The organism is Rhodoferax sp. LS1R11 (genome assembly GCF_056521395.1).
This window is the reverse complement of sequence record NZ_JBWMAW010000013.1, coordinates 110,328-119,171: the sequence shown is the minus strand read 5'-3', so window position 1 is coordinate 119,171 and position 8,844 is coordinate 110,328. Positions and strand designations below refer to the sequence as shown.

Sequence of the window (8,844 nt, the reverse complement as noted above, 5' to 3'; positions counted from 1 at the left end):
CAAGCGTGAAGACGTGCAGCGCGGCCAAGTGCTGTGCAAGCCCGGCTCCATCAAGCCTCACACCCACTTCTCGGGCGAGATCTATGTCTTGTCCAAGGATGAGGGCGGACGCCACACACCGTTCTTCAACAACTACCGTCCCCAGTTTTACTTCCGTACCACGGATGTGACCGGTGCGATCGAGTTGCCAGAAGGCAAAGAGATGGTGATGCCGGGTGACAACGTGTCGATCACGGTCAAGTTGATCAACCCGATCGCCATGGAAGAAGGTCTGCGTTTCGCCATCCGTGAAGGTGGCAAGACGGTGGGTGCTGGTGTGGTTGCCAAAATCATTGCGTAATTCGCAAATACCAAAGGAATTACCATGGCTACCAAACAAAAAATCCGTATTCGCCTGAAGGCCTTTGACTACAAACTCATCGACCAATCGGCCGCTGAAATTGTGGATACCGCCAAGCGCACTGGCGCGATTGTCAAGGGCCCCGTGCCCTTGCCAACCCGCATGAAACGTTTCGACATTCTGCGTTCACCTCACGTGAACAAGACAAGTCGTGATCAGTTCGAAATCCGTACACACCAGCGTTTGATGGACATTGTTGATCCAACTGACAAAACAGTTGATGCATTGATGAAGCTTGATCTGCCAGCTGGTGTTGACGTCGAAATCAAACTGCAGTAATCATTGAGTGTTGAGGTCAGCGTCAAGTACGCTGGTTTCATTGCTTGATTGAGTGAAGTGGGGTCTTGCATGAAAAACAAGACCGAGCTATACTCGCAGGCTTCGCCGGATTTGCTCGCGCATTTTCGGTGGAGTTTTATTAACAGTCTTTCATGTCAAAACGGTGCAGCCAATTGAAGTTGCAGCGATGAAAGTTACGGAGAAAAAAATGAGTCTTAGCAATCGCTTAGGGTTGCTGGGGCGCAAGGTAGGCATGATGCGCCTATTCACCGATGAGGGGGATGCAATCCCTGTCACGGTGATAGATGTGTCTAACAACCGTGTGACCCAGGTGAAAACCCAAGAGAATGACGGCTATGTTGCCTTGCAGGTGACATTTGGTGCGCGCAAAGCTTCGCGCGTCACAAAGCCAGCCGCTGGACACCTTGCCAAGGCAGGTGTTGAAGCCGGTGAAATCATTCAAGAATTCCGCTTAACCGCAGATGTGGCTTCTCAGTACAAAGCGGGTGCAACTGTGCCTGTGACGTCTGTATTTGCTGTTGGCCAAAAGGTCGATGTGCAAGGTACCACCATCGGTAAAGGTTTTGCTGGAACGATCAAACGTCACCATATGAGCTCGCAGCGTGCATCGCACGGCAATAGCCGTTCGCACAACGTTCCTGGTTCTATTGGTATGGCTCAAGATCCTGGTCGCGTGTTTCCTGGTAAACGCATGACGGGTCATTTGGGTGACGACACTGTGACAACGCAAAACCTCGACGTGATCCGTGTTGACGAAGCTCGTCAGCTCCTCATGATCAAGGGTGCTATCCCAGGTTCGGCCGGCGGTTTTGTGACCGTTCGCCCGGCAGTCAAAGTTAAAGCAAAAAATGATGCGAAGGGAGCGAACTGATGCAGCTCGAACTCCTGAATGAACAAGGTTTGGCCACTTCAAAAGTTGAAGTCGCCGAGACTGTGTTTGGTCGTGCTTATAACGAAGATCTGGTTCACCAGATTGTGGTTGCTTTCCAGGCCAATGCCCGTCAAGGCACCCGGGCCCAGAAAGACCGTGAGCAGGTCAAGCACTCGACCAAGAAGCCTTTTAAACAAAAAGGTACGGGTCGTGCACGTGCTGGTATGACTTCCTCGCCTCTGTGGCGCGGCGGCGGTCGGATTTTTCCGAATATGCCTGACGAGAATTTTACGCAGAAGATCAACAAGAAGATGTACCGTGCTGGCATGGCATCGATCTTGTCGCAACTCGCTCGTGAAGGCCGTTTGGCAGTGGTTGACTCCATGAAAGTGGACTCTCCCAAAACCAAACCATTGGCAGCCAAGTTCAAAGCCATGAATCTGGAATCCGTGTTGGTGATCGCTGACGAAGTCGACGAAAACCTGTACTTGGCTTCCCGCAATTTGGTGAATATTTTGGTTGTTGAGCCGCGTTATGCTGATCCAGTATCTCTGGTTCACTACCGCAAGGTGCTCGTCACCAAGGCCGCGATGGAAAAACTCCAGGAGATGTTCGCATGAGCCACGGTCCTAATCTGACTAAGTTTGACGAAGGTCGTCTGATGCAAGTGCTCGTCGCTCCCATCGTGTCTGAAAAGGCAACCATGGTCGCGGAAAAGAGCAATGCAGTCACTTTCAAAGTGCTGCAGGATGCTACCAAATATGAGATCAAGGCCGCTGTGGAATTGATGTTCAAGGTTGAGGTTAAAGGCGTCTCTGTGGTGAACACCAAGGGCAAAACCAAACGTTTTGGCAAGTCTGTCGGCCGTCGCGATAACATTCGCAAAGCCTACGTCACGCTGAAGCCTGGTCAAGAGCTGAACCTCGGCGGGGAGGCTGCGTAATCATGGCTGTCATTAAAATGAAACCAACCTCACCAGGCCGTCGTGGCATGGTGAAGGTGTCGCGTGACCACTTGTACAAGGGTGAGCCCTTTGCACCCTTGTTGGAACCTCAGTTCCAGCATGCTGGCCGCAATAACAATGGTCACATCACGACGCGCCACAAAGGTGGTGGTCACAAGCATCATTACCGTGTGGTTGACTTCCTTCGTACGAAGGATGGCATCCCCGCGAAAGTGGAGCGCATTGAGTACGATCCCAACCGTTCAGCGCACATCGCCTTGGTGTGTTATGCCGACGGTGAGCGTCGCTACATCATTGCTCCTCGTGGTCTTGAGGTCGGTGCATCTATCATGAGTGGTGCAGAAGCGCCAATTCGTGTTGGTAACACATTGCCCATTCGCAATATTCCGGTGGGTTCCATCGTGCACTGCATTGAGTTGCAAATCGGTAAAGGCGCTCAAATCGTGCGTTCAGCCGGTACATCTGCGACCTTGCTGGCGCGCGAAGGCATCTACGCCCAGGTTCGTATGCGCTCAGGTGAGGTTCGCAAGATCCACATTGAATGCCGTGCAACTCTTGGTCAAGTGGCCAACGAAGAGCACAGCTTGCGCCGTCTGGGCAAAGCTGGCGCGAAGCGCTGGAAGGGTATTCGTCCGACCGTTCGCGGTGTGGTTATGAATCCTGTGGATCACCCACATGGCGGTGGCGAAGGCAAGACCGGAGAAGGCCGTCATCCAGTCGATCCTTGGGGTAATCTGACCAAGGGTTACCGTACCCGTAACAACAAGCGCACGCAGGTCATGATCGTGTCGCGTCGCAAGAAGTAAGGGGTAGGTAAATGACTCGTTCTCTCAAAAAAGGTCCGTTTGTTGACCATCACTTGGTCGCAAAAGCCGATAAGGCTGTTGCAACCAAAGACAAAAAGCCGATTAAGACCTGGTCGCGTCGCTCAATGGTTTTGCCCGATTTCATCGGCTTGACCATCGCGGTGCACAACGGCAAACAGCACGTGCCGGTCTATATCACCGATCAAATGGTTGGCCACAAGTTAGGTGAGTTTGCTCTCACCCGTACTTTCAAGGGCCATCCTGCGGACAAAAAAGTCCAAAAAAAATAAGGAGGTGACCATGGAAACACGTGCAACCCTTCGTGGCGTTCGTTTGTCGGTCGATAAAGGCCGATTGGTCGCGGATCTTATCCGCGGCAAGAAAGTGGACCAAGCCTTGAACATTTTGCAGTTCACGCAGAAAAAAGCTGCTGTGATCATCAAGAAGGTTCTGGAGTCCGCCATTGCCAATGCTGAGCATAACGACGGTGCCGACATCGACGAATTGAAGGTTAAAACCATCTTCGTTGAGCAAGGTGCTTCGCTCAAGCGCTTCACGGCCCGCGCAAAAGGTCGTGGCAACCAAATCAGAAAACCCACGTGCCATGTGTACGTGACGGTTGGTAACTGAAAGAGGCCAGGAAGATATGGGACAAAAAATCCACCCAACCGGCTTTCGCTTGTCGATCAGCCGCAATTGGGCATCACGCTGGTACGCCAATGACCGTGATTTCGCGGGCATGCTGGCTGAAGACATCAAGGTGCGCGAGTACCTGAAGGCCAAACTGAAAAACGCGTCAGTGTCGCGAGTTCTCATCGAGCGTCCTGCCAAGAATGCCCGTATCACGATTTTCTCGGCTCGTCCGGGGGTTGTGATCGGCAAAAAAGGCGAAGACATCGAAAACTTGAAGCGCGAACTGTCACGCCAGCTTGGCGTGCCGGTGGCAGTGAACATCGAAGAAGTGCGCAAGCCTGAAATCGATGCGAAGCTGATCGCTGACAGCATCACGCAGCAGCTCGAAAAACGGATCATGTTCCGTCGTGCCATGAAGCGCGCCATGCAAAATGCCATGCGTTTGGGTGCCCTCGGCATCAAGATCATGTCGTCTGGCCGTTTGAACGGTATCGAGATCGCCCGTTGTGAGTGGTATCGCGAAGGTCGCGTGCCACTTCACACCTTGCGTGCCGACATCGATTACGGTACTTCGGAAGCTAAAACAACCTACGGCATCATTGGTGTCAAGGTTTGGGTTTACAAGGGTGACACGTTGGGTCGTAACGATCTGCCCGCCGTTGTTGAGCCTCGTGCTGAAGATGACCGTCGTCCACGTGGCCCTCGCCGTGATGCCCGTCCTGGTTCCGATCGTCCCGCTCCTCGCGGTGCGCGTCGTCCGCCAATGGGTGGCAACACTGCGCCTGCCGATGGCAGTGACAAACCCGCAGAGGCCACTGGGGCTGATGCTAAGAAACCCACCGTTCAGCGCGTCCGCAAGGTAGCCGCGCCAGCTGCAGCAGCTGACGGAAAAGGAGAATAACTATGTTGCAACCCGCTCGTCGCAAGTACCGCAAAGAGCAAAAGGGCCGTAACACCGGTATCGCGACCCGAGGTAGCTCGGTCGCGTTTGGTGATTTCGGTCTGAAATGTATTGACCGTGGTCGTTTGACTGCACGTCAGATCGAAGCCGCACGTCGTGCGATTTCCCGTCACGTGAAGCGTGGCGGCCGTATCTGGATTCGTGTGTTTCCTGACAAGCCGATTTCCCAAAAGCCTGCTGAAGTGCGTATGGGTAACGGTAAGGGAAACCCCGAGTACTACGTGGCTGAAATTCAGCCCGGCAAGATCGTTTTTGAAATCGTGGGTGTTCCAGAAGAGTTGGCTCGTGAAGCGTTTCGTTTGGCAGCCGCCAAACTGCCTTTGCGCACCACTTTTGTGGCTCGCATGATCGGCCAGTAATCAGGAGAACATGATATGAAAACTACTGAACTACGCCAAAAAGACGTCGCTGGTTTGCAAACTGAGGTCAAAGAGCTCCAAAAAGCCCACTTTGGTCTGCGCATGCAGAAGGCCACTCAACAACTCAATAACACCGCTACGCTGCGCTCTACGCGCCGCGATATTGCTCGCGCCAAGACTATTCTTGTCGAGAAGCAAAGCGCTGAAAAATCCGCCAAATAAGGAGCGATAAATGACGGAAGCTAAAAAATCCCTCAAGCGCACCTTGATTGGCAAGGTGGTCAGCGACAAGCGTGCCAAGACTGTAACGGTCCTGATTGAACGCCGCGTCAAGCATGAGCTGTACGGAAAAATCGTTGGCAAGTCCAGCAAATACCACGCCCATGATGAAAAGGGCGAGTACAAGGTGGGCGACATGATTGAAATCGTGGAAAGCCGGCCAATTTCCAAAACCAAGAATTGGGTAGCTACCCGCTTGGTGCAAAAGGCTGCTGCGGTCTAAGTCCATGCAGTTTTAAACTGCAGGATTGTCGAAAACGGCTCACAATGTGAGCCGTTTTCATTTGTGAAATCGAACTCGTAATTTCAGGAGCATTTAATGATCAAAGTAGGTGACAGTCTTCCCGCAACGACCTTGATGGAATACATGGAAGTCGAGGGCGGCGGTTGTAGTCTCGGCCCCAATCCGGTGGATGTGGCCAAAGCCACGGCCGGTAAAACCATCGCCTTGTTTGCTCTGCCTGGCGCATTCACGCCCACCTGCTCGGCCAAACATGTGCCGGGCTATATCAGCAAGTTTGCTGAATTGAAAAGCGCGGGTGTCGACGAGATCTGGTGTGTCAGCGTGAATGATGCATTTGTCATGGGCGCGTGGGCGCGTGATCAAAAGACGGACGGTAAAGTACGCATGTTGGCAGACGGCGATGCCGCCTTCACCAAGGCGACTGGTCTGACGCTGGACCTGACGGGTAAGGGTCTCGGTTTGCGTAGCAACCGCTATTCCATGCTGGTTAAAGATGGCAAGGTGGTATCCCTCAATAACGAAGGACCTGGTGAGTTTGCGGTGAGTGACGCGGAGACACTGCTTGCTCAAGCCAAGGCCTGAGCCGATCTTTGATCAGTAAACGGCACCCAGGAGCGTCCGGGGTGTCGTTTACAGTTCAGCCTTGAGGTAGTGAGCCCCTTCAATGGGGTTGTGGTAGTAGGGGGGGATTTCTTCAAATCCGAGTTCCTGGTAGAGGACGCGGGCACTTTCCATGGTGTCAAGTGTGTCCAATAAAACGCAGTCGTAGTCGGCTTGGCGTGCGTAATCCATGATGGCTTCAGCCAGTTGGCGACCCAGTCCAAATCGTCGGAAGCGCGGGCGTACAAACAGCCTTTTCATTTCACTGGCGTTAGGATAGTCCACTGTATCCAGGGGTCTAAGGGCGCAACACCCCGCCAGTTCCCCGTCAACGTAGGCTAGTCTCAATGCGCCACGGGGCTCGTGGTAGTCACCCGGTAGTTCGCGGAGTTCGGACTCGAAATTTTGAAAACACAAGTCAATGTTGAGACTCTTCGCATATTCGCGGAATATCTCTCGTGACGCATGAAGTTCAGCCGGTGTGCTGGGCGCCAGCAGGTGGATGGACGGTGTGGTCATGGGGGGTGTGGTCATGGGGGGTGAAAAAACACGGTTTTTTGCGGACAAATAACAGCTATTCAAGCAGCCAGGCTGACCAACCAGGCTACCAAAGCGCCACAGCCGATCAAGATCAGCAGGCCCAACAGGCGGGAGCGGGTATCGTCGCGTGAGCTTTGGGCCTCACACGGAAGTTGCTTGTCTCCAAGAATCATGGGGCGCACCAGGTTGTCGTGTTTTTTGATCCAGTAGAAAAGGATCGCCCCCATGTGCAGGAGAACCAGGCCGATCACGATCAACTTGCCGATATCCTTGTGATAAAAAGTGGCGCCGTGGACCACCGCGTTGGAGACCCACCGGCTGAACGGACCCGCATTGGCAATTTCGTCGTCACTGATCAAACCGGTCGCGACTTGAATAAGCAAGAACCCCAGCATGGCAAAAACCGACCCTGCTCCCAAAGGGGTGTGCCCCACTGAGTGTTCAGCTCTTGAAGTCCCTTTGATGTAGGCCACGATGGCGCTGGGTGAATAGATGAAGGAGGCGAAGCGGGACCAATGGCCGCCTACGATGCCCCAGACAAGTCGAAACAACAACAAGCACAGCATGGCGTAGCCAAACCGGAAATGCCAGACCATCGCTTCGCCGCCGATCTGACCTGTGGTGATCAGGGCCAGCAGGCACAGGACAAGGGCCCAATGGAAGGCGCGTGTGGGGAGATCCCACACTCTGACGGTCGTTGTCATGGCTATCCTTTCAAGCGCCGTCGAGGGCAGATACCTGCTTCTTGGCAGCACGGCTGACATCGCGTGGAAGCAATACGGCGCCGGAAGGCCGCGATGCGCAGTTTCCCTGATGAGTTGAATTTCACAGAACTTCCGCCGCGAAAACTCGCTCTGACCTTGGGTTTTTGCTCATCAATACCACCGGAGACATCATGAAAAAAATTGTACCTTTCATTCTTGCGTTTTCAACCGTTGCGCTGTCAGTGCCCGCGGCGGCCCAGTTTGCCAAAGCGGAAGACGCCATCAAATATCGAAAAAGCGTGATGTTCGTGATGCAGCAAAACTTTGGCCGCGTGGCGGGCATGGCGGGAGGGCGCATTCCGTTTGATGCCACGGTGGCGGCAGAAAGCGCGGCCGTTGCCGAGTTCATGTCCAGGCTGCCCTGGCCTGCCTATGTTGATGGCACTGACAGGGGTGACACCCGGGCCAAGCCCGAAATATGGAAAGAAGCGGCCAAGTTCAAAGAGTACTCGAATAACCTGCAGCAGGAAATGGGCAAGCTGGTGGCTGCGGCTAAAACAGGCAACCTGGACAGTATCAAGGCGGCGGTGAATGCCACCGGGGGCAGTTGCAAGACCTGCCACGACGCTTTCCGTAAAGAGTAAGAGGGTCGGCACCAGGCCAGGCAACGGGACCGGTCAGGCCTCCGCCAGCAGCTTTTCGATCAGCCGGTGCAGCTCGGCGAAGTCCGGTTCACCGACGTAGCGTTTGACGATGTCACCGCGTTTGTTGACCAGGTACGTGGTCGGCGTCAGTTGTACATCGCCCCAGGCTTTGGCAACCGCGCCGGTGTTGTCGATGGCGACATCAAAAGGCAGTTTTCGGCTTTGTGCAAAATTGACGACATAACTTGGGGGGTCGTAGCTCATTGCGACGGCAATGGTGTCGAAGCCCTGGGTTTTGTATTTCTCGTAGGTTGAGACCACTTTGGGCATCTCGGCGACGCAGGTGACGCAACTGGTGGCCCAGAAGTTCACCAAGGTCACTTTGCCTTTGAGTTGCGAAGTGACCTTGTTGGATCCGTCCAGCATGACAAAAGTCGACTGGGGTGCTGTTGATGCACCAGAGTTCAGGTAGACACCCGCCCCAATGGCCAAGACCGCGGCGAATACGGCAAGATACAGACTTCGTTTCATTTAATAGG

General features: G+C 53.8%; 17 protein-coding genes. 14 read left to right on the top strand and 3 right to left on the bottom strand.

Annotated elements, in window-relative coordinates:
* The 13 genes from AC097N_RS15800 to AC097N_RS15740 all read left to right on the top strand — a co-directional run.
* The coding region (locus tag AC097N_RS15800) for an EF-Tu C-terminal domain-related protein (protein ID WP_479582607.1) at positions 1-340 on the top strand (340 nt) is incomplete at its 5' end.
* A gap of 24 nt (positions 341-364) precedes the next feature.
* Positions 365-679 carry a 30S ribosomal protein S10 gene (gene rpsJ, locus AC097N_RS15795; protein WP_028250951.1) on the top strand — a complete coding sequence of 105 codons (315 nt, stop codon included), beginning with the start codon at positions 365-367 and terminating at the stop codon, positions 677-679.
* Positions 680-887: 208 nt separating this feature from the next.
* Positions 888-1,571 carry a 50S ribosomal protein L3 gene (gene rplC, locus AC097N_RS15790; protein ID WP_479582613.1) on the top strand — a complete coding sequence of 228 codons (684 nt, stop codon included), beginning with the start codon at positions 888-890 and terminating at the stop codon, positions 1,569-1,571.
* Positions 1,571-2,191 carry a 50S ribosomal protein L4 gene (gene rplD / locus AC097N_RS15785; protein WP_479582600.1) on the top strand — a complete coding sequence of 207 codons (621 nt, stop codon included), beginning with the start codon at positions 1,571-1,573 and terminating at the stop codon, positions 2,189-2,191. The genes rplC and rplD overlap by 1 nt, the downstream gene beginning before the upstream one ends.
* Positions 2,188-2,514: a 50S ribosomal protein L23 gene (gene rplW, locus AC097N_RS15780; RefSeq protein WP_479582598.1), complete on the top strand. Its 327-nt coding sequence runs from the start codon at positions 2,188-2,190 to the stop codon at positions 2,512-2,514. Before rplD ends, rplW begins: the two co-directional genes overlap by 4 nt.
* A 2-nt stretch (positions 2,515-2,516) precedes the next feature.
* Positions 2,517-3,341, top strand: coding sequence for a 50S ribosomal protein L2 (gene rplB, locus AC097N_RS15775; protein WP_479582596.1), 825 nt, complete (start codon positions 2,517-2,519; stop codon positions 3,339-3,341).
* Between the two features lie 11 nt (positions 3,342-3,352).
* Entirely contained in the window at positions 3,353-3,631 is a 279-nt protein-coding gene (gene rpsS, locus AC097N_RS15770; RefSeq protein ID WP_011466054.1) for a 30S ribosomal protein S19, read from the top strand.
* 10 nt (positions 3,632-3,641) lie between these two features.
* Positions 3,642-3,971 carry a 50S ribosomal protein L22 gene (gene rplV / locus AC097N_RS15765; protein ID WP_296446714.1) on the top strand — a complete coding sequence of 110 codons (330 nt, stop codon included), beginning with the start codon at positions 3,642-3,644 and terminating at the stop codon, positions 3,969-3,971.
* 16 nt (positions 3,972-3,987) lie between these two features.
* Entirely contained in the window at positions 3,988-4,875 is an 888-nt protein-coding gene (gene rpsC, locus AC097N_RS15760) for a 30S ribosomal protein S3 (protein WP_479582592.1), read from the top strand.
* A gap of 2 nt (positions 4,876-4,877) precedes the next feature.
* Positions 4,878-5,294, top strand: coding sequence for a 50S ribosomal protein L16 (gene rplP / locus AC097N_RS15755; RefSeq protein ID WP_011466051.1), 417 nt, complete (start codon positions 4,878-4,880; stop codon positions 5,292-5,294).
* A gap of 15 nt (positions 5,295-5,309) precedes the next feature.
* A complete protein-coding gene (gene rpmC, locus AC097N_RS15750) occupies positions 5,310-5,516 on the top strand; it encodes a 50S ribosomal protein L29 (protein ID WP_479582590.1) in 207 nt (68 codons plus the stop codon).
* Between the two features lie 10 nt (positions 5,517-5,526).
* A complete protein-coding gene (rpsQ, locus tag AC097N_RS15745) occupies positions 5,527-5,796 on the top strand; it encodes a 30S ribosomal protein S17 (protein WP_479582588.1) in 270 nt (89 codons plus the stop codon).
* A gap of 96 nt (positions 5,797-5,892) precedes the next feature.
* Entirely contained in the window at positions 5,893-6,399 is a 507-nt protein-coding gene (locus AC097N_RS15740; protein WP_479582586.1) for a redoxin family protein, read from the top strand.
* A 48-nt stretch (positions 6,400-6,447) separates the two neighbouring features.
* Here the strand turns inward: AC097N_RS15740 and AC097N_RS15735 are convergent, their stop codons facing one another.
* Complete coding sequence (locus tag AC097N_RS15735; RefSeq protein ID WP_479582611.1) at positions 6,448-6,936, bottom strand: GNAT family N-acetyltransferase; 489 nt, start codon at positions 6,934-6,936, stop codon at positions 6,448-6,450.
* A gap of 59 nt (positions 6,937-6,995) precedes the next feature.
* Positions 6,996-7,661 carry a cytochrome b/b6 domain-containing protein gene (locus tag AC097N_RS15730; RefSeq protein WP_479582585.1) on the bottom strand — a complete coding sequence of 222 codons (666 nt, stop codon included), beginning with the start codon at positions 7,659-7,661 and terminating at the stop codon, positions 6,996-6,998.
* A gap of 191 nt (positions 7,662-7,852) precedes the next feature.
* Here AC097N_RS15730 and AC097N_RS15725 point away from each other — a divergent pair, with 191 nt between their 5' ends.
* Positions 7,853-8,305 carry a c-type cytochrome gene (locus AC097N_RS15725; RefSeq protein ID WP_479582583.1) on the top strand — a complete coding sequence of 151 codons (453 nt, stop codon included), beginning with the start codon at positions 7,853-7,855 and terminating at the stop codon, positions 8,303-8,305.
* A gap of 33 nt (positions 8,306-8,338) precedes the next feature.
* Here the strand turns inward: AC097N_RS15725 and AC097N_RS15720 are convergent, their stop codons facing one another.
* The gene (locus tag AC097N_RS15720; protein WP_479582582.1) at positions 8,339-8,836 is read right to left on the bottom strand and encodes a TlpA disulfide reductase family protein; all 498 of its coding nucleotides are present in this window, start codon (positions 8,834-8,836) and stop codon (positions 8,339-8,341) included.
* Positions 8,837-8,844: the final 8 nt, after the last annotated feature.